At 31.0% G+C, this 25,172-nt stretch carries 19 protein-coding genes and 1 pseudogene; 15 read left to right on the forward strand and 5 right to left on the reverse strand.

The window, feature by feature from the left end:
* Positions 1-19: 19 nt before the first annotated feature.
* A complete protein-coding gene (locus Q1B05_RS10855; RefSeq protein WP_299780829.1) occupies positions 20-1,465 on the forward strand; it encodes a tagaturonate reductase in 1,446 nt (481 codons plus the stop codon).
* 22 nt (positions 1,466-1,487) lie between these two features.
* Complete coding sequence (locus Q1B05_RS10860; protein ID WP_299780561.1) at positions 1,488-3,095, forward strand: UxaA family hydrolase; 1,608 nt, start codon at positions 1,488-1,490, stop codon at positions 3,093-3,095.
* Here Q1B05_RS10860 and Q1B05_RS10865 read toward each other — a convergent pair whose 3' ends face one another.
* Positions 3,096-4,115, reverse strand: a complete 1,020-nt coding sequence (locus Q1B05_RS10865) for a LacI family DNA-binding transcriptional regulator (protein ID WP_299780563.1) — start codon at positions 4,113-4,115, stop codon at positions 3,096-3,098.
* Between the two features lie 274 nt (positions 4,116-4,389).
* Between Q1B05_RS10865 and Q1B05_RS10870 the strand changes: the two genes are divergently transcribed.
* From Q1B05_RS10870 to Q1B05_RS10925, 13 genes are all read left to right on the forward strand, one after another.
* Positions 4,390-5,838, forward strand: coding sequence for a glycoside hydrolase family 28 protein (locus Q1B05_RS10870; RefSeq protein WP_299780565.1), 1,449 nt, complete (start codon positions 4,390-4,392; stop codon positions 5,836-5,838).
* A 48-nt stretch (positions 5,839-5,886) separates the two neighbouring features.
* Positions 5,887-8,973, forward strand: a complete 3,087-nt coding sequence (locus tag Q1B05_RS10875; RefSeq protein WP_299780567.1) for a TonB-dependent receptor — start codon at positions 5,887-5,889, stop codon at positions 8,971-8,973.
* A gap of 11 nt (positions 8,974-8,984) precedes the next feature.
* Positions 8,985-10,601: a RagB/SusD family nutrient uptake outer membrane protein gene (locus Q1B05_RS10880; protein WP_299780569.1), complete on the forward strand. Its 1,617-nt coding sequence runs from the start codon at positions 8,985-8,987 to the stop codon at positions 10,599-10,601.
* A 139-nt stretch (positions 10,602-10,740) separates the two neighbouring features.
* A complete protein-coding gene (locus tag Q1B05_RS10885) occupies positions 10,741-11,613 on the forward strand; it encodes an alpha/beta hydrolase (protein ID WP_299780571.1) in 873 nt (290 codons plus the stop codon).
* A gap of 10 nt (positions 11,614-11,623) precedes the next feature.
* The gene (locus Q1B05_RS10890; RefSeq protein ID WP_299780573.1) at positions 11,624-12,643 is read left to right on the forward strand and encodes a DUF4861 family protein; all 1,020 of its coding nucleotides are present in this window, start codon (positions 11,624-11,626) and stop codon (positions 12,641-12,643) included.
* 4 nt (positions 12,644-12,647) lie between these two features.
* Positions 12,648-13,868, forward strand: a complete 1,221-nt coding sequence (locus tag Q1B05_RS10895) for a glycoside hydrolase family 88 protein (protein ID WP_299780575.1) — start codon at positions 12,648-12,650, stop codon at positions 13,866-13,868.
* Between the two features lie 67 nt (positions 13,869-13,935).
* Positions 13,936-15,924, forward strand: a complete 1,989-nt coding sequence (gene pelA, locus Q1B05_RS10900) for a pectate lyase (protein ID WP_299780577.1) — start codon at positions 13,936-13,938, stop codon at positions 15,922-15,924.
* A complete protein-coding gene (locus Q1B05_RS10905) occupies positions 15,912-16,682 on the forward strand; it encodes a rhamnogalacturonan acetylesterase (RefSeq protein WP_299780578.1) in 771 nt (256 codons plus the stop codon). Before pelA ends, Q1B05_RS10905 begins: the two co-directional genes overlap by 13 nt.
* A gap of 42 nt (positions 16,683-16,724) precedes the next feature.
* Entirely contained in the window at positions 16,725-17,624 is a 900-nt protein-coding gene (locus Q1B05_RS10910) for an alpha/beta hydrolase (RefSeq protein WP_299780579.1), read from the forward strand.
* Between the two features lie 358 nt (positions 17,625-17,982).
* Entirely contained in the window at positions 17,983-18,252 is a 270-nt protein-coding gene (locus tag Q1B05_RS10915; RefSeq protein ID WP_299780581.1) for a pectinesterase family protein, read from the forward strand.
* A gap of 82 nt (positions 18,253-18,334) precedes the next feature.
* Positions 18,335-18,514 (forward strand): pectinesterase family protein, encoded by a 180-nt coding sequence (locus Q1B05_RS18720; RefSeq protein ID WP_366944371.1) that lies wholly within the window; start codon positions 18,335-18,337, stop codon positions 18,512-18,514.
* Between the two features lie 623 nt (positions 18,515-19,137).
* Positions 19,138-20,772 carry a glycoside hydrolase 43 family protein gene (locus Q1B05_RS10920; RefSeq protein WP_299780583.1) on the forward strand — a complete coding sequence of 545 codons (1,635 nt, stop codon included), beginning with the start codon at positions 19,138-19,140 and terminating at the stop codon, positions 20,770-20,772.
* A gap of 539 nt (positions 20,773-21,311) precedes the next feature.
* Positions 21,312-22,022 (forward strand): FadR/GntR family transcriptional regulator, encoded by a 711-nt coding sequence (locus tag Q1B05_RS10925; RefSeq protein ID WP_299780585.1) that lies wholly within the window; start codon positions 21,312-21,314, stop codon positions 22,020-22,022.
* Between the two features lie 213 nt (positions 22,023-22,235).
* Here the strand turns inward: Q1B05_RS10925 and Q1B05_RS10930 are convergent, their stop codons facing one another.
* The 4 genes and pseudogenes from Q1B05_RS10930 to Q1B05_RS10945 all read right to left on the reverse strand — a co-directional run.
* Positions 22,236-22,868 (reverse strand): DDE-type integrase/transposase/recombinase, encoded by a 633-nt coding sequence (locus Q1B05_RS10930; RefSeq protein WP_366944372.1) that lies wholly within the window; start codon positions 22,866-22,868, stop codon positions 22,236-22,238.
* Positions 22,804-24,153 (reverse strand): HipA domain-containing protein, encoded by a 1,350-nt coding sequence (locus Q1B05_RS10935; RefSeq protein ID WP_299780587.1) that lies wholly within the window; start codon positions 24,151-24,153, stop codon positions 22,804-22,806. Before Q1B05_RS10935 ends, Q1B05_RS10930 begins: the two co-directional genes overlap by 65 nt.
* 97 nt (positions 24,154-24,250) lie before the next feature.
* Positions 24,251-24,382 (reverse strand): hypothetical protein, encoded by a 132-nt coding sequence (locus Q1B05_RS10940; RefSeq protein WP_299780588.1) that lies wholly within the window; start codon positions 24,380-24,382, stop codon positions 24,251-24,253.
* Between the two features lie 147 nt (positions 24,383-24,529).
* Positions 24,530-24,739, reverse strand: a pseudogene (locus Q1B05_RS10945) (HipA N-terminal domain-containing protein); the annotation flags it as partial.
* Between the last annotated feature and the right edge of the window lie 433 nt (positions 24,740-25,172).

The following is a 25,172-nucleotide window of genomic DNA, read 5'->3' on the forward strand; positions in this document are numbered from 1 at the left end:
ACTACAAAATATGAAATCAATCAAAAATCTAAATAGAGAATCCTTAGGATTAGATGAAAAATTACCCCTTAAAATTGTTCAATTCGGGGAAGGAAATTTTTTAAGAGCATTTGTTGGGTACGCAATCCAACATTTAAATAAAAATGCAGATTTTAATGCAGGAATTGCTGTTGTACAACCTATAAATAGTGGTTTAGTTAAGATGCTAAACGATCAAGATGGTCTGTACACGCTGTTTATGAAGGGTATTAAAAAAGGTAAAGAAATTCAAGAACACGAATTAATTACAAATATTGTGAGGTCTATAGATCCTTACTTAAACTTTCAAGAATATATTAGTCTTGCTAAAGAAGATGCTTTAGAGTTTATCATTTCTAATACGACGGAAGCGGGTATTAATTACGTAGAGTCCGATACTTTAGTCATGCAACCGCCTAGTAGTTTTCCTGCTAAATTAACAATCTTACTTAACGAACGTTTTAAATATTATAAAGGTGATTCTTCAAAAGGATTAACTATTATTCCTTGCGAGTTAATTAACCATAATTCTGAAACTTTAAAAAATATTATTTTACAATATGTAAAACTTTGGAAATTAGGTGAAGAGTTTAAAGTCTGGGTGTCAGATAATTGTTCGTTTCATAGTACATTAGTAGATCGTATAGTGCCAGGTTATCCTAAAGATGAAATTGAAGATTACAACCATCAATTAGATTACAAGGATAATTTAATAGTATCTGCAGAAGCCTTTTTTTTATGGGTTATAGAAGGTGGTGAAGAATTAAAGAAAAAACTACCATTCGATAAAACAGACTTAGATGTAAAGATTGTAGATGATATGCAACCTTATAGAACTCGAAAGGTTAAAATTTTAAATGGTGCACATACGGCTATGGTTCCATTTTGTTTGCTTTCAGGTAAACAAACAGTAAAGGAATCTGTAGATGATGTTTTTACTGGTGAGTTCATTGAAAATACCGTTTTTAATGAAATTATTCCAACTTTAGATATGGATAAAGACGAGTTAAAACAGTTTGGAGAAGATGTTTTCGATCGTTTTCGAAATCCGTTTGTTAAACATCAATTATCAAGTATTGCTTTAAATTCTATTTCAAAATTTAAAGTGCGCGTATTACCAAGTTTACTGGATTATATAAAAATTAATGATAAATTACCTATACATTTAATGTTCTCTTTTGCTTGTTTACTTCGTTTCTATAAAGGTACATGGCTTGGTGATACTTTGCCTGTTAATGATGATGCTGAAATAGTAAAAACTTTTGAAAAAGCATGGGCATTAGGTAATTATGAAGCTACAGCCAAATTCATCTTAGAAAACAAATTGTTTTGGGGTGAGGATTTAACCAGAATAAACAATTTTACACATACTATCGTTGCTGCTCTTATTGAAATTGACACAAACTCTACTCAAGTCGGATTTATCAATTTTAGCAAACAATTTTAAGACTTTTTAAAGAGTAAAAGTTATGGAAAATAAAATAATAAAAGTTCATGTAGATGATAATGTAGCTGTAGCTCTTACTGATATTAAAGCCGGTGAAGTGCTTACATTAAATTCACTAAATTATATAGCTACAACATTTACAAAAGCAAAACATAAAATAGCCTTACATAAATTTAATGTCGGGGATGCTATTAAAATGTATGGTGTTTTAGTTGGTAAAGCTTCTCAATTTATAGAAAAAGGAGAGGTTTTAACGACCAAAAATGTAAAACACCAAAGTGCAAAAGTTTCAGGAAAAACGGAATCATTTGTTTGGAATGCACCGAATGTAGATAGATGGAAAGATAGGAATTTTATGGGGTATCATAGGGAGGATGGTCAAGTTGGTACAGCTAACGTATGGCTGTTTTTCCCTTTAGTGTTTTGTGAAAATAGAAATATTGAAGTATTAAAAGATGTTTTTGAAAATGAATTATTACACAAAAATGTAAATAAGCATCGTTTATTACTAAGATCATTGGTCAGTGACTCAGTTGAGATCGAAGACGAGATTGAAGATTCTCGAGTATTTAACAATATAGATGTTAAATTTATTACCCATCAAGGTGGTTGTGGTGGTATTCGTCAAGACTCAGAATTATTGGCAAAATTATTAGCAGGTTATGTAAATAATCCTAATGTGGCAGGTGCCACTGTATTGAGTCTAGGGTGCCAAAACTTACAAATACAAATTTTTAAAGATGCTTTAAATGAAATCAATCCAGTTAATAAAAAACCGATCGTTATATATGAACAACAAAAATCGGGTATAGTAGATGATATGCTTCAAGGAGTGATAAAAGAATCTTATAAATTTATTAAAGAAGCAAATAATATCGAACGTAAACCAGCGTCTATTTCTAAATTAAAAGTTGGGTTAGAATGTGGAGGGTCTGATGGCTTTTCAGGAATTTCAGCTAATCCAGTATTAGGTCAGGTTTCAGATATTTTATCTGCTGTAGGTGGGACTGCCATTTTATCTGAATTCCCAGAATTATGTGGTGTTGAACAAGAATTGGTAAATCGTTGTGTAAATACAAAGGATGCTGATAAATTTTTAAAATTAATGAATGACTTTGAGATGTCTGTTGTTAATGCAGGATCAGGTTTTGATATGAACCCATCTCCCGGAAATATAAAAGATGGTTTAATTACTGATGCTATGAAATCAGCTGGTGCCGCTAAAAAAGGAGGTGCTTCTCCTATAGTCGATGTTTTAGATTATGGAGAGTATGTGTATAAAGCAGGATTAAACTTATTATGTACACCAGGAAATGATGTTGAAAGTACAACAGCTATGGCTGGTTCTGGAGCAAATATAATATTGTTTACTACAGGATTAGGTACACCAACAGGAAATCCAGTGACTCCTGTTGTAAAAGTAGCATCAAATTCAGAGTTAGCTGAAAAAATGTCAGATATTATAGATATCGATACAGGAGCGATAATACGTGGTGAAAAAAATATTGAAGAGATGGCAGAAATAATGTTAGAGTATATTTTGAAAGTGGCTAGTGGTGAAATTAAAACCAAATCTATGACCTTAAACCAAAATGATTTTATTCCATGGAAACGAGGAGTTTCGTTATAGTTATAATTTTTTAGATGAGGACCCCCTAATTATAAGTTGAGGAGAGAGTTGTACTTTCTTCTCAATTTTTATTTTTGAATTTTTTACTTGTTCTAAAAAAACAAGAGCAGCCATTTTACCCATTTCTACTGTACATTGATCTACGGTGCTCATGGTTAGCTCCATAAATTTTGTAAAAGGTTCATTACTAAAACCAACCACACAAAAATCTTGAGGAACATTAAAACCTCTTTCTTTTAATTTTTGTATTACTCCAAGAGCAACATAATCACTTGAAGAAAATATTGCATTCGGAGGTGTTTCCAAGTTTAATAAGAAATCAACAGCTGTTTGCCCTGCCTCTATATCATTTTTTGATTCTATAACATAAGTCGGATTAAATTCTAAACCAGCATCTTCAATAGCTGTTTTGTATCCTTCGTATCTATTTCTGTAAATTTCTAAACTCATATCACCCGATATATGAGCTATATGTTTACAACCAAGTTTTATTAGATGATTTGTGGCGTCAAACCCACCTTGAAAATCGTCAATAACAACGCTGCTAACACCTTTCATTTTGTATCTTCTATCGAAAAAAACCAAAGGTATATTGTTATCTAGAACTCTTTTAAAATGTGAGTTTGTCGCAGTAAATTTTGATACAGACATTAAGATACCATCTACTTGTGCATTTAAAAGCATGTTAATTGTATCTATTTCTTTTTGTTCGGTTTCATGAGTTTGACTAATAATAACTCTATAGCCTCTAGGATAAAGTTCGTCCTCAATGCCTCGTATTATTGATGAAAAGAAACTACGATCTATGTATGGTACAATTACTCCCACATTATTGCTTTTTCCACTTTTTAAAGCCAAAGCTAATTTGTTTTGTTTGTAATTCATTTTCTTGGCTGTTTCAAAAACCAATTGTCGCATTGATTCGCTAATATTTGGATTATTGTTCAATGCTCTTGAAACTGTAGCTGCTGAAGTTTTTAGTTTCTTCGCAATATCATATATAGTCACTTTTTCATTCATGATACAAGTTTAAGAATAAAAATGAATATAGTCATTATTCATTGAGTTATTTTCATGTTATCGATTACATAAAGAGAGTTGTATGTCTTGAAATATATCAATGTATCGACTTGCTTTTATGTTCTTTTTAATTTTTTTGCATTATTTTTTACATATAAACCTATTAAACTGTGTTATTTTATGTTTTATTCATTTACAATAAAATAAATTTTTTTTTATAATAGTAATTGTTTAGATTTGTGTAATCGATTACATGAATAATTCAATATATTATATGAAAATGGATAAAACAATAAAAATCAATTTGTGTACAGGTGGTGTTCTGAAAAAAAATAATTTTTTATTCTTATATGTTGTCTTGATAAGTGCTATTGCTTGTAAAGGTCAAAATGAACTTGTTGCTTGGCAATTAGCTGATCACTTGACTGAAACAGTTAAAGAACCTGTATTTAGAAATGTTGAATATAATATTTTAGATTTTGGAGCAAAATCAAATGATGAAATTCTAGATACTCAAGCGTTTAAAGATGCAATTAAAAAATGTACCATTGATGGAGGTGGGTATGTCATTGTGCCTGAAGGGCTTTTTCTTTCAGGTCCTATTCATTTAGATGATAATGTGAATCTTCACTTAGAAAAGGGGAGTGAAATTAAATTTAGTAATGATCTTAATGACTATTATCCTTTGGTGCATACTTCATTTGAAGGAAATGAATATATAAATTATTCTCCTCTAATTTATGCTAGAGGTAAAAAAAATATAGCTATTACAGGAAAAGGTGTGTTAAATGGTAATGCAAACAATTCCAATTGGTGGAGCTGGTGTGGTAAAGAAATTTATGGATGGGAAGAAGGGATGGACTCACAACATGTAAAAGGGAATCGTGATAGATTAGTGGAAATGGCAGAGGCTAATGTCCCTGTGTCTAAACGTGTTTTTGGTAAAGGTTATTTTTTAAGACCAAATTTTATAGAACCATTTGAATGCGAAAATGTTTTAATAAAAAATGTAAAAATAATAAATGCTCCCTTTTGGGTTATTCACCCTTTTAAGTCAAGAAATATTATTGTTGATGGTGTTAATATTGTAAGTCATGGTCCTAATAATGACGGTTGTGATCCTGAATATTCTAAAAATGTAATAATTAAAAACAGCACATTCAATACAGGTGATGATTGTATAGCTATTAAATCAGGTAGAGATGATGAAGGTAGACGTGTTGGTATTGTAAGTGAGAATATTCTAATACAAAACTGTAAAATGCTAGATGGTCATGGTGGAGTTGTCATGGGGAGTGAAATATCTGCAGGAGTAAGAAACGTTTTTGTTGAAAATTGTGAAATGGATAGTCCTAATTTAGAGAGAGCAATCCGTATCAAAACAAATTCAAAACGTGGTGGTTTTGTTGAAAACGTTTATGTGAGAAATTTAAGAATTGGTCAGGTCAAAGAGGCTGTCTTAAAAATTAATTTATTCTATGGAATATATGGAGAGCAAACAGGGGATAATTATCCAAAAGTGAAAAATATAAATCTAAATAATATAATTGTCGATGATGGAGGAGAATATGGGATTTTAGCTAGAGGTCATAAAAATTATCCAATCGAAGATGTAACGTTGAGTAATATTACTATAAAAAAGGTGAAAAAAACACAACATTTAGAATATGTTAATAATATAAAATTAATTAATACAAATATAAATGAAATAGAAAAAAAATAACTAAAAATTTAACCTTAAAATTATTTACAAACAAACAATTGATTAATTATGAAATATTATTTTTTAAATCTCAAACAGCCAAGATCTTTAAATAAATGTTTATTTATTATGGCTATTTTGTTGTCCAACTTAACTTTCGCACAGCAAAAGTTAACTATTAATGGTGTTATATTGGATGCCGAAAGTAAAATGCCTTTACCAGGGGTGAATATTATTGAGAAAAATACATCAAATGGTACGGCTACAGACTTTGATGGAAATTATTCTTTATCTGTAGACTCAGATGCTATTTTGTATATTAGTTATATAGGGTATATATCACAAGAAATAAATGTATCCGGGAGGAGCTCTATTAATTTTAATTTAATAGCAAATATTGAAGAATTAAATGAAGTTGTACTTGTGGGATACGGTACGCAGAAGAAGAAAGATTTAACAGGTTCAGTAGGTAGTTTAGATGCTTCATCTATGACGGAACGGAATGTAACCGATCCTATGGAAGCAATTCAAGGTAATGTCGCAGGTGTTGTAATTTCTAATTCAAGTGGTCGTGTTGGAGATGGTTTTAATATTCAAATTAGAGGTAATAGTTCCTTAAATACTGATGCTCAGCCATTATATGTGGTTGATGGTGTTCCTACTGATGGAATTGATTTTTTGAATCCTAATGATATTCAATCTATAGATATTTTAAAAGATGCATCTTCTACTGCTATATATGGATCACGAGGAACCAATGGTGTTGTTTTGGTTACGACTAAGAATGGTAACTCTGCGAAAAGTAAGCTGACTGTATCATTTGATTCTTTCTATGGAATTAAAAGTGTTGCGAGAATGCCAGAATTTATGGATACTGCCGAATGGTGGGATTATCATCAGTCGGCTTATTTAGGTACTGATCCAATGTCTTGGAGTCCTGAAAGTTTATACAATACAGTAATAGGAACACAAAATAGTTTGTTAGAACAACGTGTTATAAATAATGAAACATTTAATTGGACTGATGCCGTTTTAAAAACAGCAACACAATCAAATAATTATCTTTCTATTTCAGGTCGAGCAGATAATGGTTTAGCATATACTTTAGGGATAGGTGTTCAAAATGAAACAGGGAATGTCGATAATGAATCATTAGATAAATACACCTTCAAAACTAGCGTGAATCATAAAATAAACGATAAGTTTTCTGTCGGAACGACGATATCTCTTTCTTTAACTGAAATTCAGGCGGGAAGTAGTACTGCTATGCGTGATGCCTTTCGTTTAGCTCCTGTAATGACTCCATATGGCTTAGATGGTGAATTATATCCTTTGCCAGGAAAATTAGTTGATGCAGATGGTAATTATTTAATCAATAAAACGAGTAATTATAATCCTCTTTTAGATATCAAAAATACTAGTGATTTAACAAAAAGATGGAATATGATTGGAAGTGCTTTTGTCGAATATAGACCGACAGAATGGTTAACTTTTAAGACAAATTACTCAGCAGGCTTGGATGATCGAAGAATAGGTGAATCTTGGGGTGCAATGACTAGTGTAGGTGTTTCAAATAATGATATGCCATCTTCAAGTTTAGAAAACTATCAAAATTTCAATTATACATGGGATAATACTGTAAATATTAAAAAAACAATTAATGATAAGCATGTCTTTAATTTGTTAGGGTTGCAAAGTATTTATTCTACAGTCACTGAAGGTAGTTCTATGAGTTCTAGAAATATGCCTTTTGATACAGAATACAATAATATTGGTTCTGGTGAACAAGAAACATTTGCAATCAGCTCTTATTATTCTAAACAAACATTAGCTTCATTTGCTTTACGTTTAAATTATTCATTTATGGACCGTTATTTAATAACATTATCAAATAGATGGGATGGTTCATCTGTATTTGCAGAAGGAAAACAGTGGGACTCATTCCCCTCTGCTGCATTTGCTTGGAGATTAAGTGAAGAGGATTTTATGGAAAATGTAGATTTCATCTCTGATTTTAAACTTAGAGTCAGTTATGGTTATACAGGGAACAATATCATTGATCCATATTCAACAAAAAACATTTTAGATCAACAAACATATTATGAACTAAATGGTAGTACTTCAAATGGTTGGATTCCAGGAACTTTGTCTAATAGTTCTCTTGTTTGGGAAAGTACGAGAGAGGTGAATTTTGGTGTCGATTTTGGTCTTTATGAGGATAGATTATTTGGTTCTGTAGATATTTATGATAGGCTTTCTGAAGATTTATTGTTTGCTCAGCAATTACCAATAGAATCAGGCTGGGGAACAACAAACTCTAATATCGGATCTATTAGTAATAAAGGAGTAGAAGTTGCTTTAACATCTGTAAATATAGCTAATGAAAAAGTAAGATGGGAAACATCATTTATTTTTGCGAAAAATAATAATGCTGTAGAAGAATTATATGGAGATGGTTCTGATGATATTGGTAATGGTTTGTTTGTAGGCGAACCTTTAGGTTCTTATTATAATTATGTTTTTGATGGTGTATGGCAAGAGGATGAAAGTGATTTAGCAGCAGCTTTTGGTCAAACTCCAGGACAAGCTAAAGTAAAAGATTTAAATGAAGACGGAAAAATAACTGCAGATGATGACCGTAAAATTATTGGAAGTACACAACCTGATTGGACAGGAGGTTTTAATACTAAATTGACTGTTGGACAATTTGATTTTGCAGCATCAGTAATTACTAGTCAAGGAGCTACAGCTTTTAGTCAATTTCATAGAGAGTTTTTAGATGTTGAGCAAAGAGGAAGACAGAGACTTTCTGGTATAAATTATTTTGTACCTACTAATAGTGCAGGTTTAAATACAAGTGATTCAAATACAATACCACAACCTAGAAATGAAGGGACATATTGGAATGATGAGGAGGTAGCTTTTTATAAAGATGTTTCATATGTAAAAGTTAAAAATATATCTTTTGGTTATGCCTTTGATCAAAGTATTTTAGATAAACTAGGTTTTACTTATTTAAGAGTATATGCTAACGTATTAGATCCTTTTGTTTTTACTGATTATGAAGGATATGATCCAGAATGGGCTACAGTTTCCTTGACAAGAGGAGGGGTTGGAACCATCACATATCAATTAGGATTAAGTGTTAAATTTTAAAAGTCAATAAAATGAAAAATATATTTATAAGTTTAGTTGTGATGGGGCTATTATTTACATCTTGTAGCGATTTCTTAGAAGAGGATGTTCGTTCTAATGTAGTAGCCGAGGAATATTACGAGACAAGCGCAGGATATGAATCTTTGATTAATGCTAATTATTCTATGCTTAGTGATATTTATGGGAAAGAACCTTGGACATTTTGTGCTGGTACAGATATGTATTCAGACGGTAGAACACAGCAACCAGTTGGTATCAGTCGATATTTAACATTATCTGCAGGAACACCCGAAATAGAACCTTTATATGAAAATGCTTTTAGTGCAATTCAAATTGCAAATATGGGATTATATTATAATGAGATTACGGATTATTCAGACGATTTAGAACAATATAAAGGGGAGTTAAAATATCTAAGAGCAAACGCTTATTTTTTATTAGTACAAACATATGGTGGTGTCAGTCTTGTAACAGATTATATAAACTCACCTATATTATCCTTTAGTAGAAATTCGGAAGATGAAATATATTCATTTATTATAAGTGAACTTGAAGAATCATTAGATTTAGTTTCTGAAGGGGCTTATACAGGTCGTGTTAATAGAAGAGCTGTAGAGCATCTTTTGGCGAAGGTATTATTGACAAGAGGTTATGAAGTGTATGGTAATGAAAATGATTTTTCCCAAGCAGCAGCTTATGCAGATGCTGCTATCGCTGGGGAATCTTTATCAATCCCTTTTGGTGAACTTTGGTCACCAGATAATGAAATGAATTCTGAAACTATCTTCTCAGTTCAATACAGTCAATCAATTATTAGTACTGATCCTGAGGAACTTGGTAATATGCAATCATATTTTTTTGGATCTTATTTAGGAGGACCTGAAGTTGCAGGTTCTGCACCAAGTAGAAGTTATAATTTAATTGCTACTGATTATACGATTGATTTATATGAAGAAGGTGATGATCGCTGGGAAGGTACATTTATGACAGAAATTTTTGAAAATTATTATGATTTTTATAATGTTCAAGAAAAAGATCATGATGAATTATCCGTTTCTGACTATTATGCTCCAAAATGGAAATCTTCTGTCAAAGATAGTATAAGTTATGTTATTGCTCATCCTGGTGCTGTATACCATAAATATGGTACTTATGGTGCTAATATCAATGTCAATGCTGATGCTGAATCTATTTCAGCTAGAAAATTTGATGATCCAGATCAACAATTTTCCAATAAAGGAACCAGTACTAGAGACATAGTTTTATCAAGACTTGGTGAGACATATTTGATAGCTTCTGAAGCTTATTACAAATCAGGTAATCTCGGTACTGCCTTGGCGCGTTTAAATGAAGTTAGGAATAGAGCTAATGTTGCCGCATTATCTGAAATTGATATAGATGTCATATTAGATGAAAGAGCAAGAGAATTATTTGGTGAATATCATCGTTGGTTTGATCTTAAACGTACTGGTACTTTAGTTGAACGCACAGCTAAGTATAATTCACAAGTTAATGAAAGTTATTTTTCTGGTAATGCAGGAAATCTTAAGATTTTACGTCCGATTCCACAATCTGCAATAGATTTAAATCAGAATCCTGAATTTTCACAAAATCCTGCTTATAATTAAGCGTTAAATAGTTGTTTTTGTTAATTTTTATTGGTCTAGGAGTTTGATATACTATTGAACTCCTAAATCTTTAGTGATGAGATAAATAATGTTCTGTAAAAAAAATATATGGTTTTTGTTATTTGCTTTTAGTTATAACATGTTTTCTCAGCATAATACTGTAGATACTAGTTATACTATAAATTCAGCATATCAAAAAATAGTTAAAAAATATTCATATGTGTCAATTGCCAAGTTGAAAGATGTTGAACCGGTTTTATGTATTCCAAATATTTCTTATAAGGTTCAGGCGGATATTAATTTATGTATGAATGCCTTTATAAATATAAAAGAAAACCGCAAACCAGCAATTATTTTGATTCATGGAGGAGCTTGGAAATCAGGGGTTAAGGAGATGCTTGATCCTTTGGCTCAAAATTTAGCAATAAACGGATTTAATTGTTTTACAATAGATTATAGATTAGCCCCCCAATATAAATTTCCTGAAGCTATTTTCGACATCAATGATGCAATTCAGTTTATTATTCAATCTGCAGAAGAATTTAAAATAGATTCCAATAAGATTATAATATTAGGTTGTTCTGCTGGAGCACAATTAGCTTCATTAGTGGCTGCAACCTCACATAGTACAACATTCCAAAAAGAGCCTGTTCATTTAAGAGCGCTTATAAATATTGATGGTATTTTAGCCTTTAGTCATCCCAAATCTAAAGAAGGTACCTTAGCCGCAAGTTGGATTGGGGATACTGAAAAAAATAATCTTAATCTTTGGAATGAAGCTTCAGCTTTAACCTATATTGATGAAAATTGTCCGCCTACATTATTCATCGCTAGTGATTTCGAACGCTTTCAAGCTGGTCGGGACGAAATGATTTCCATTTTAAAACAATACAATATTCAATATCAAGTAAAAACAATCCATAATGCTCCTCACACCTTTTGGTTATTTAATCCTTGGTTTGACGAGGTTATTAGAAGTATACTAAATTTCCTAAATCTCAGTCTTAATTAAATTATAGATTATGAAAACACGATTTTTAATTTTCCTACTAATTCTTGGAGGTCTCCTTTCTTGTAAAAACACATCTAAAGAGTCTGAAAGTGTAACTAAGGAATCAAAGCCAGAACCTGTTGCCATACACAAACCAAAAACGTATGCTGAAATTTCTATTGCACAAGGAGGTGAATGGACAGATGGTTCTAGAGGTCATAAAGAATATAGCAACGGAACAACTTTTAAAAATGTAACAAAACTTACTGTCCCGAAAGCACATACGGATCATTCTTGGTATCTTAAATATGAAGGTCCAGGTTGGGAAAGTAATAAAGTTGGTTACCGTTTATATTTAGATTGGAGAAATGCTATAGATATCTTTGGGAAAGTAACTGATTCTCTGGAATTATATCATGTAGGACAAGACGGTTTCGATTCGTATCACGAAATGAGCGACTGGGGAATGGATATTCTTAAGGCAGGAAAATCTTTGGGAATAGGTTCTATTGGTCGCTATGTAAATGACGAAGTTTTACATTTTAATTCTGTTGAACAAACTACGGCTAACGTAGAAAATAATACCGAATCTTCAAGCGTTCTCGTAAATTACAAAGGCTGGAAGACAGCTGGAGAAATTATAGATTTAAAATCAATTTTATCAATAAAATCAGAGTCGCGAATTACTAAACATACCATTCAATCATCAAAAGCCATTTCTGGTATTTGTACGGGTATAGTAAATCATAATGTTGGTATTGTTAAAATGAATGATATGTCGGGACCTTGGGCTTATATCGCAACCTATGGAGAACAAACATTGGTTCCTGATCAATTAGGTATGGCGCTTTTTTATATGGTAGATACTGTAGATAATCTTAAAGAAGGCAAAGACGATCATTTAGTGATTTTTAAACCGACAACTGCTCCTATAACCTTTTATTTTTTAGCGGCTTGGGAAAAGGAGAAACATGGTATTACAAATCAAGATGATTTTTTTACTTACTTAAATGAAAAATTAGCCGAATTAAACACTAATAATGACTTATAACAAGATGAAAAAATCAATAATATATCTATTTATTTTAAGCTTGGCGTTTACAAGTTGTAAAGAAACAAAAGAAAGTAAAGAGTTAATTTATTTAAATGAAAAACAAGAAGTTACTATTCCTAAAGACTTAAAATGGTCCGAACGTATGGCGCTTTCTGTTATGGAACGTCATCCTGAATCTTACCAAATAGATCACAAAACAGAACCTAAATGGGATTATGTACATGGCTTAGTTTTATCAGGATTTGAACATTTATATGAAAAAACAAACGATAAAAAATACTATGACTATGTGAAATCTTATGCTGATATCTTGATTGATGCTCAAGGTCATATAGCAACATATGATATAGAAAAATATAATATCGATATGATTGAAGCAGGAAAACTGCTTTTCGATTTATATGATATAACCAAAGAAGAAAAGTATTTAATAGCGATGCAGACCTTGAAAAAGCAATTAGAAGCACAGCCACGTACTTCTGAAGGTGGTTTTTGGCATAAAAAAATATATCCTTATCAAATGTGGTTAGATGGTTTATATATGGGCGCTCCGTTTTATGCTCAATACACTGTAGAGTTTGAAAACGGTAAAAATTTAGACGATGTAGCAAAGCAGTTTGAATTAATTCAGAAACATGCTTTAGATCCAAAAACTGGATTACTTTATCACGGTTGGGATGAAAGTAAAATGATGGATTGGGCTGATAAAGAAAAAGGAACATCTCCTAATTTCTGGTCACGTGCACTTGGTTGGTATGCTATGGCGTTAGTAGATGTTTTAAATTATTTTCCAGAAGATCATCCAAAACGCCTAGAACTTATTACTTATTTAAATGATTTGGCAGTAGCGTTAACAAAATATCAAGACAATTCTGGGTTATGGTATCAAGTTACTGATGGTGGTGATAAAGAAGGAAATTATCTTGAAGCTTCAGGTACATCAATGTTTGTGTATGCGCTTGCAAAAGGAGTAAACCAAGGTTATTTGCCTTCAGAATTTAAAGCTATTGCCAAAAAAGGTTTTGATGGTATGATACGAGATTTAATCATTACAGCTCCAGATGGTCAAATTACGTTAACCCAAGTTTGTCAGGTAGCAGGTCTTGGAGGTAATCCTTATCGTTCTGGTTCTTTTGAATATTATGTAAATGAAAGAAAAAAAGATAATGATCCTAAAGGTGTTGGTCCATTTATTTTAGCTGCAATAGAATTAGATAAATAAAAAATTTATATCAAAATGAAATTAAGCTTTAGATGTTCATTTTTTATAAGTCATAACAAAAATTATTATGAAATATTTTAAACATATCCTTGTTTTTTTAGTTTTTTATAATTCATTAGAATATAGTGCCTACGCTCAAATATTAGATCACTCTTGGACAGATATTGTTCAAAATATGGATGCCAGTTGGTATCGTTCAGACGAGGCACAAGGTATTGCCGAAAATGTTTTACTTTATCAAAAAGATATCGGGGGTTGGCATAAAAATAAAGCTATGCATCATCCGTTATCGGAAGCAGAACAACAAAAACTGATTGATACTAAATCTGATTCTGAACGTTGTACAATAGATAATGGTGCGACCTATCTAGAAATGATTTATTTATCTAAAGTCTATAAGCAAACAAAAAACGAAGATTACAAAAATGCTTTTTTAAAAGGCTTAGATTATTTACTAGAAGCACAATATCCCAATGGTGGATGGCCTCAATACTATCCATTGAGAAAAGGATATTATACGCATATCACTTATAATGATGGCGGAATGATTCATGTTATGTCTATTTTAAAAGATATTATTGACGGGTCGAAGACGTTAGGAATAACGGTAGATAAGGAAACAAGATCTAGAACATTATTAGCTTTTCAAAAAGGGATAGATTGCATTTTACAAACACAGTATAAACAAAATGGAACACTTACAGGTTGGTGTGCACAACATGACGAAGTTACATTTCAGCCTGCAAAAGCACGCGCTTATGAGTTACCATCTTTAGGCGGAGTAGATTCTGCCCAAATCGTATTGTTATTAATGTCTATAAAAAATCCTTCAGATGATGTAAAACGATCTATACTAGCAGCGGTAACTTGGTTAAAAAATACAAAAATTACAGGTCTAAAGGAGGAACGTTTTATAACCGAAGCGGGTTTAAAGGAAAAGCGTTATGTGCAAGATTTAGAAGCTAAGCCGCTTTGGGCTCGGTTTATGGGTTTAGAAGATAATATACCTTTTTTCTGTGATCGTGATGGTGTGAAAAAAGCATCCATTATGGATATCAGTCAGGAACGTAGAGCTGGTTACGCATGGTATAATACAGAGCCTAATACGGTTTTAACAAAATATCTTGTATGGAAAAAGAATCTAAAAGTAACTCCTGAAAATGCATACAACATTACTGTGTCTCAAGACGGAAGTGGCGATTTTACATCTATTCAAGATGCTATTAATAACTGTAAATCATTTCCGTATAAACGCATAACTATCTATATTCGAAACGGAACCTATATCGAGAAAATTCATGTTTACGAATGGAATCCTAAAATTTCATTTATTGGTGAAGACAAAGTAAAAACCATAATCACGTACAACGATTATTTTGAAAGTATTAATTTAGGTCGAAATAGTACGTTTCATACGTCTACTGTTTTGGTTGAAGGTAATTATACGCAGTTTAAAAATCTAACCATTCAAAATACAGCTGGAGCAGTTGGGCAAGCTGTTGCCTTAAGTGTAAATGCGAATGGTTTTGTAATAGAAAATTGTAATGTTTTAGGAAATCAAGATACGGTTTATCTTAGCGGAGAAGGAAATAAGCAGTGGTTTAAAAACTGCTTAATAACAGGGACAACCGATTTTATTTTTGGAAATGCAATAACGCTTTTTACAAATTGTGAAATCCGTAGTAAAAGTGATTCGTTTGTCACTGCAGCTTCTACAACACAGGGAAACAGTTTCGGATTTGTGTTTAAGGACTGCAAGCTAACTGCTGAAGAAAATGTACATGAAGTGTATTTGGGACGTCCATGGCGAAATTATGCTAAAACGGTGTTCTTACATTGTAATTTAGGTAGCCATATTTTACCTGAAGGTTGGCATAATTGGTCTAAAACCGAACCAAAATCTCTAGGGTTTTATGCTGAATACAATAATACAGGTGAAGGTTCTTCGACCGATAAACGAGTTTCTTGGTCTCATCAACTCAGTAAAAAACAAGCAAGTGATTACACGTTAGAAAATATATTAGAAATTAATTCTGAAGAGGAATGGCTGAAATAAAAACTTATAGAAATTTTAAAGTATTTGTAATCCTTATATTGTGTGCTGTTTTTCTTTCATTAAAGACATCACAAGAAAGAAAGGTAAAGATTTATATGATTGGTGATTCTACCATGGCAAATAAAAAACAGCCAGAAACGAATCCTGAATTTGGATGGGGACAAGTTTTTTCGACCTATTTTAATCCAAAAGTAACCGTAGATAATAGAGCTGTAAACGGGCGTAGTAGTAGAAGTTTTATTATAGAAGGTCGTTGGGATAGTATCTCTAAGTATTTACAACCTGGGGATTATGTGTTTATTCAATTTGGACACAACGATCAAAAAGAGAAAGATCCCAAACGGTATACAAATCCGTATACCCAATACCGCTATAACTTAGAGCGCTTTGTAAAAGATACCCGTGAAAAAGGCGGAATTCCTATTTTATTATCATCTATTGTTAGGCGAAATTTTAATGAATTCGGTACATTAGTAGATACACATGGAGCATATCCTTTAGTGACACGTTTGGTTGCCGATGATTTAAGCGTTCCGTTTATTGACTTAGAATGGTTAACAGAAGAATTGGAAATGAGATATGGTCCTAATAATTCTGCTAAGCTGCATCTTCATTTTAAACCTGGAGAAAATCCTTATTATCCTGAAGGAAAAAATGATGATACTCATTTATCTTTTAAAGGAGCATTAGAAGTAAGTAAATTAGTTGTTTCTCAGTTAAAAAAACAAGTTCCGGAGTTAGTGATCTATCTTAAATAATATATGATGTTTAAAAAAAATAATTTTAGTAAAACATGCTATTTGATTTTATTTATAATAATAGCGAATACACTTTATTGTCAGAGGGTAAAAACATTTCCGCTATGGGAAACAGATATTCCAAATTCAATTGTTAATGATGAATATAAAGAGGTAGCTACTTTTAAATCATATTTACTAACTAGTATTTCTCAAGTATCAATACCTACATTAACTGTTTATTTACCAGATAAAGATAAAGCTAATGGTACATCTATTGTTGTATGTCCTGGAGGAGGATACAATCATTTATCAATGAATAAAGAAGGAGCAAAGGTTGGTAAGTGGCTTAGCAGTTTAGGTATTACAGTATTCATTTTAAAATATCGTTTACCAAGTGATAAAATAATGATTAATAAAAGGATTGGTTCATTACAAGACGCCCAAGAAACGATGCGTTTTATAAGAAGACATGCGGTTGAATATAATTTGAATGTAAACAGAATAGGTGTTTTAGGGTTCTCTGCAGGTGGTCATTTGGCTTCCTTGTTATCTACTAAATACGATAAAGAACTATATATAATAGATGAGATAAGTGCTAAACCAGATTTTTGTATTTTAATTTACCCCGTAATTTCAATGAAAGATGGTATAACACATAATGGATCTAAAATTAATTTATTAGGGAAATCTCCGTCAACTGAATTAATTGAAAGCTATTCTAATGAATTACATGTAAATGAAAAGACTCCGCGTACATTTTTAGTTCATGCTACAGACGACATAGCTGTGCCTGTAGAAAATAGCATTAATTATTATTTAGCATTATTAAAAGTAGGAGTTCCTGTGGAATTGCATCTTTTTGAGAAAGGTGGACATGGTTTTGGTTTAGCTGAAAATAAAATTTTTTTACAATGGAAAACTAACTGTGAAAACTGGTTAAAATCTAATAGATTTATTTAATGTTTTCACTGGTATATCGATAAAATTAATTCTTACCATTTATTAATTTTATTGGTAATTTATTAAGAAATAGTAATGAAGGTTAAATATTTGAAATTTAGGTTTTAAATAAAAGTTAGCTAATTTAATATAGTTTGAGTGATTAATCTTGAAACAGTAAAATTTAAATTGGATGAATTATAATTTAAAATTAATAATTGGTTATTTCCTCTTGCAGATTTTTTTTCATTTTCTGTTAATGCTAATGTTTCAGAAATTTCGTTTTATAAGTTGCTTTATTCAAGTTTAAATGTCTCTTTAATGCAACAAATAAATCAAAACAATTTAGGTGAATTTGTTACTGTTCAAGAAGCTATTAATGCCGTTTCTGATTTTAGAAAAAAAAACAATAATTTTAATAAAAAATGTAATTTATAAAGAAAAATTAGTTCTTACTTCTTCAAAAGTGAATGTAACATTTATAGGAAAAAATAAAGAAAAAACTATTTTAACTTATGATGATTTTGCTGAAATACATAATTCTTTTGGAGAAGAGATAGGAACATCAGGTTCAACTTCTTTTTTCATTTTTGGTTGGTCTATAGTTTGTTTTGAAAATTGTGAAATTTTTTTACAAACATCCAAGTAGTTGATTTACAGTTTATTATGCTAATGAAAGTGTTGATTTTTGTTTCGTTTTTTAAGACTGTAAAATAATAGGAAATGCTAAAATTTCTACTTTTTTCTTAGGAATACCTTGGAACATTTATGAGCAAACTGTGTTTGTTAATTGTTTTATAGATCAATTAATTAAAAAAGAGGGGTGGCATAATTGGAATAAACCTAATGATGAGCACACTTCTTTTTATGCTGAATTCAATTCATCAGGGCCTGGGGCTTCTGGTAAGTAGGTATAAATGGGTGAAAAAAATTACTAATATTTAAATTAAATAAAGTTATGGGTGGTATTAATAATAGGAATCCCAAAATATAATTGGTATAAACATAAATTTGGATATGACAACATTTTTGATGTTTTATTGATTTTATATTCAATAACCAAGGAAGATCGCTTTTAAAGAGTATTAAAACTTTAAATAATAAATTAGAATTTCAATCTATAAATTTAGATTGAGAATATTGCTATAAGAAAATTACCTTTAATCAAATGCAGTTAGATGGTTTGTAGTATCATATTTAGGAACAGGTGTACATATGGGAAGATTATTTAGATGTTAGTGACTATCAATGGTTATAAATATAAAATATATTAACTAGAGGTATAGGAAAAAGAAATTATCATAAATGTATTATGCTATTGCTTCGAAAGGTTAATTTGGGATTTCAAATAAACTTATTGTAGTTAAAAAATGGAATTTTAAGTTTAGTTAAATGTTTTGGTAAACTTGGTTTGGTAGTTAAACCGTATCGTGATGGATCAAATGAATTTTATACAAATTAATAAAATCGTTTTAATGATTCTAAAGGGATGGAGCCATTTATAATGGCGAGTGTAGAATTAAATTAAATTATAATGAAATATTATATCTTTTTGTTTATTATTTTTTGTGTTAATACTCTATTTTCACAGGCTTCCAAAGCTTATGTTTCAGATGTTTGGGTTTCAGATTTAGGAAATGGTATGTATTTGAATCCTATAATTCATGCAGATTATTCTGATCCAGATGTGGTTCGAGTAAATGATGAATACTTTATGACTTCTTCTAGTTTTAATTGTACACCTGGTTTACCTATTTTACATTCTAAAGATATGGTCAATTGGACATTAGTTAATTATGCTTTACCAAAACAAATTCCTTTAGATCATTATACTGTTACACAACATGGAAATGGTGTTTGGGCACCAAGTATTCGATATCATAACAATGAAATATACATTTATTGGGGAGATCCAGATTTTGGAATTTATATGGTGAAAACTAAAGATCCTTTTGGTAAATGGGAAGCTCCAGTTTTAGTAATGGAAGCAAAAGGAGCTATTGATCCGTGTCCCCTTTGGGATGATGATGGGCGTGTTTATTTAGTTCATGGATGGGCAGGAAGTAGGGCAGGAGTTAAAAGTATCTTGACTGTTAGAGAATTAAATAACGAAGGTAATAAGGTTCTTAATGAAGGTTGTCATGTATATGATGGTCATGGAGTTGATCCTACTGTAGAAGGTTCTAAATTTTATAAACGCAATGGATTTTATTACATTTTTGCACCAGCCGGAGGAGTTGCTACAGGTTGGCAATTGTGTTTACGTTCCAAAAATGTTTACGGACCTTACGAAAGAAAAGTTGTAATAGAACAAGGTAAAACTGAAATAAACGGACCACATCAAGGTGCATGGGTAGAGACTCCAATGTGTGAATCTTGGTTTTATCATTTTCAAGATGTAGAGGCTTATGGAAGAATCGTACATTTGCAACCAATGTGTTGGGTCAATGATTGGCCGGTGATTGGGGAGGATATAGATGGTGATGGTATTGGTGAACCTGTTATGGTTCATGTAAAACCAAATGTAGGTAAAACATATCCAATCGTTACGCCTCAAGAAACAGATGATTTTACAGGTAATACTATTGGTTTACAATGGCAGTATCAAGCTAACCCAAATATATTATGGCATGCTAAATTAAGAGATTCAGATTATTTAAGATTATTTTCTATAAAAATCCCTGAAGCTGCTAAAAATTTATGGATGGTGCCTAATTTATTATTACAAAAATTTCCTGCAAAAAAATTTACTGCAACCACTAAAATCAAGTTGATTCCTGAAGAGTCAACAGAAGGGAAAAGAGCAGGGTTGATTATTATGGGAAAGGATTATGCTACTTTACAAATTACTAATAAAAATGATGTTTTTTATATAGAACAATCTTTATCTAATAATGCAATGAAAGGAGGTAAGGAAATTATTGTTGAATCAGAAAAAATAAACAGTGATCAAGCATATTTTAGAGTTGAAATAGAAGATAAAGGGATTAATGCTATATGTCAATTTAGTTATTCAGAAAATGGTGTAAAATTTAAAATTATTGGGAAGCCTTTCAAAGCTTTGCCAGGGAAGTGGATTGGCGCTAAATTAGGTGTCTTTTGTGTTAGTACACGAGCAGCTAAGCGTGGTGGTTATGCAGATATAGATTGGTTTAAAATTAGTAAATAAGATAAAATGAAGATTGGCTATATTATAAATCATTTTTTAGTTTTAAGCAATATAATGTTACCTCTGTATACTTAAAAGGGAGATTTAAAGATGGTAGATTATATTGATAATTATGAATGTAGTATTTTAGTATTAATTATATTAAAATAGTAGATATGTTTTAGCTGGTTTGTTCCAAGTTTTCAAGATGATGTGTTTCGCAAACAAAAGAAAAAGGAGCACAACTTTTTTATTTAACTCTGAAAGCATGAAATTATTTTATGTTAATAATAATGTTTAAATAGAGTATGTAATAACATCTAAAGAAGTAGTTTCAAAAATAAAAGTCCTAATAATTGATTTGAATAAAATTTCTATCCAAAACAAGAAAAAGAATATTTTAAATCACATAATATAACGGAATATTTTTAGTTAAAACACTAAAAAACATTCCGTTATATTTAATTTACTTATGGGAATAAATATATTTTGTGATTTAAGTGTTAATTATATAATGTTTATTTAACTGATTAGTAAGATTTTTAATAAGCAAAAGGAGCATGTATGTAATAAAAAGTAACTTAAAAAGTTACAATCAAGAAGTATTAAATTCTATTATCTCGAAAATAAGAGATTTAATTAATTATAAAAATTTAGAACTTGGAGATAAATTACCATCGGAACGGATGTTATCTGAAAAGTTTGGTGTAAGCAGAAGTGTTGTACGCGAAGCTATACAAAAGTTAGAGTTTTATGGCTTGTTAGAATCTATTCCCCAAAGTGGAACATTTGTTGCAAATATTGGAACGATTGGCATGAATGGAATGATTGATAGTATTTCTCGTTTAAAAAGTCCTGATTTTAAATCGTTGGTAGAAACAAGGATTTTATTGGAATTAAAAACTGCTGGATTCGCTGCTTCTAGAAGAACAGATCGAGATTTAATTCAAATTAAAAATGCTCTTGATGGGTACTGTGAGAAAGTTTTAAAAGGGGAAGATGCTGTGCAAGAAGATTTATTATTTCATTTAGCTATAGCCGATGCTTGTGATAATAGTACTTTAAATAGTTTAATGCTTATTATTACTCCTGAAATTATTACTAATTTTAAAAAGCATCATGTTTGTGATGAAAATCGGGCTGCTTTAGGAATTCAAGAACACACAGAAATTTATGAGGCTATTAAGAATCAAAATCCGAAACTAGCCAAACAAAAAATGAAAGATCATTTTAAAATGTTATATCAATATTGTTATGATGATATTGATTAAGAATTCTTGTATTCGATAATTTTTATAGTATAATGTTGGCTTTAAAAAATGGCCTGCTATTCCCGAGCTCATTTTAAAATAAGCTATCCCATATAAGGGAAGTTGTTAAATATGAGTTGATTATTTTTTTTTTTAGAATAAAAGGTAATGGAAAAGTTCTTTTATAGAGATTGATTTGGTTAAATATCCTTGATGTTATATTATTTCTTGATTTTATAGACATATTTTACAAGAAATATTTCTTTTTTGAGCTATCCTGTACTGTATTTGAGCTTTAAATTTATCAGAATATGTGCTAAAATCAATAGGGGAGCCATTATAAACTTCAAAAGGTGTGTTTCCGTTCAAGGTTAGTTGTGGTCGTTGTAGATTGTATGTCTCTATAACATGATTAAGCACAGTTTCAAGCTTAGTCCTTGAGTTAATAGGTATAGGATATAGAAATTGATATTTCAGCACTTTATTAAAAGCTTCAATCATAGAATTAGAAAACCTGACATCTCGTTGTGCTATTTTATGTTTAAGGTTTCCACTGGAGGCATAGATAACGGAACTAACATAGGTGTTTATATTTTCAGAACCTCCATCGGTTAAAAATAAGGTGAGTTTTGGTTTGTGTTTTAGGTAAGCATTTTGTAATAGATGTCTTATGGTCTTTCCTGAACTGTGCTTTTCAATTTGATATCCCAAAACCATTTTAGAAAACTGATCCATTAAAATATGGATATAATGTTTTACACCGTTAAGGCTTCTAAAAATAGTTACATCCGTACACCAAACTTCATTCGGTTTTTGTAGTTTTAAGTGGGGTATAGTTATTAGGCTTTGTAATGATATTGTTACCAGTAAAACCTAATAGATTACAGTATTTATAAAAAGTGGACAGGCCACAGGTTAAGACGTCATCTCTAATGGCTTTTAGGTAAATTGAAGATTTTGACCAGAATCTAAAAGTATCATTTTTCATATAGTTTTTAATGGTACGTACTTCGTTTGCCAAGAGTTGATTCGGCATTTTTCTGAAGCACCATTTATAATAAAAGGCTTCACATTTATGAATAAGTATGGTTTTGTAGTTTTCAAAAGAACTTCTAGAGATATTGAAAAGTTTTAACGCTTTATTTACTGGTACTGTATGTTTTACAGATTCTACAGTATTAACGACCAATTCCATGTTGTTTTTAATAAGCGATTTAAAGCCTTTAGCTTTAGAGGTAATATGGTTTAAGGTATCGGAGAGTTTAAAATAACATTCGATTACAGTTTTAATTTTTACAGTTTGGTTAAAACGTTTAATAAATTCAATTTCTTTATTGATAAACTCAGAAAATTCGAAACCTTTATATTTGCTTTCAGGTTCTTGTTTCCATCGAGAAATATTAGAACTTGGGATATTATTTGTTAAATATTCAGGAATATATTCCTCTAAGCCTAATCTGTAATAATGCTTTATACTAGTGTCCCAAGACTGCCGTTTTAAACTAGATTGAATTTTGATAACTATGCTTTTACATACAAAATTGAGGATTAAAATCCAATTAACGATAAGGGAAATCGTAGATTTGGTAAGGAGAAGGTACAAATTCTCAATGGAGTTGTTCATATCTCGTTTCAAGACACCTTGTCTTTGTTTATTGGTTAATTCAAGACTTACTCCTAAATGTTCAAAATGAATTTTTTTTAGTTTTCGCTTTTTGCCTTCAAGAGTAAGTACTAATTCTTCAGTATCCTCGGGAAGCACAATAGTGACGTTTAATAAATCGTGAGCTGGAGCTAATATCCACACTGATGGACTTTCTATCATAGAGAAATTTTTCAAATGCATATCGTTGTTTCCTGTTAGAAAACTCAAGACAGCCAATTCAAAATAGAAGATTTTATCTAACAGGGTATTATTAGAGTAACTATCCAATGCTTTTCCAACTTTTTCCATAGAACTTTTATACTTGTCAAAAGTTTCTGTTATTTGAAACATATCTAGCATATGGATTTTTTCTCCATTTTCTGTACTATCAATACGCTTGGTAACATAAGAGAGCTCTCCGGAAACCAACCTTATCAAACTTGATAGGACGATACGTATTCCAAAAGCTTCTGCAATCCTCATAGTAACATGTTCGTTCTCGGGCATTTCACGAAAGTGTAGGGATGGAGGTTTGAAAATATACTACCCTCCTAAGGCACCTACTACGGTCAACCTTGCACCTGAATGTTCTTGAGTTTTTTTATCAAGACATAGATAATTTAGGTTGTACCCCAGGAATAGCAACACTGCGTTCTAGAACACTTTTGGCAAGCTCATACATTTGATCAATAGTATAAGGGATTACCGGAGGTGTTGGAGTTCTAAAAAAAATCATAGAACACTTTTGGTGAAAATCTGCATCGTTTTCAAGAGGTTTATAGGAATATAGACACCTATTATTTTTTGGAATAATACTTACGGCTCCGATGCAATTTTGACAACAGGCCAATAATAATCCCATACGATCATTGCTATTGATTTTTCAATTTTTAGCAGCGATAGCAAGTAGCCATCTTTCAGATATTAAATCTTCAAAGAAAAGGAAAAGTCTGTTATCGATATGAGATTCATCTCTAACAGGTATTGTAAATGTAATGAAGCCAAAAGGGAAAGTTTCTATATAAGTAGCATTGTATTGAAACACATAATCACCTTCACCGGTTTCATTAATAGTTCCTGCTAAATATTCTTTGTAATATACATTACATTACCTCATCATTCATCATTTTTCTTTTAACTGGTGCTAATTCATGATCAATCATAGCTAAAACAAGATTAACCTTGTTCATATTCAGATTGGTTTTTCCTTGCTCTATTTTACGAAATACTGTTTACGCTACACCAGCGCGTTCTGCATATTTTTCTTGAGTGAGATTAACCTCTTTTTGCCGGTGTTTCACAAATTCAGCTAAGGACTTCATTATATGTTTTTAGATATAAAAATTTTTATTGATAATTTACTCCATTTTGAGTTGGAACAGTCTAAAATATAGTATTTTGATTAAATTTGATAAGTGAATGTCAAAAACTCATTTAAATATGTCCTATAGAGTGTCCTATTATGATTATTTTATTTTAATATGCTGAAACACATTGTATTGGGGTTTGTTTAGGAATCCTGCCAC

Origin of the sequence: uncultured Formosa sp. (assembly GCF_947500765.1) — a bacterium.
GTDB lineage: Bacteria > Bacteroidota > Bacteroidia > Flavobacteriales > Flavobacteriaceae > Formosa.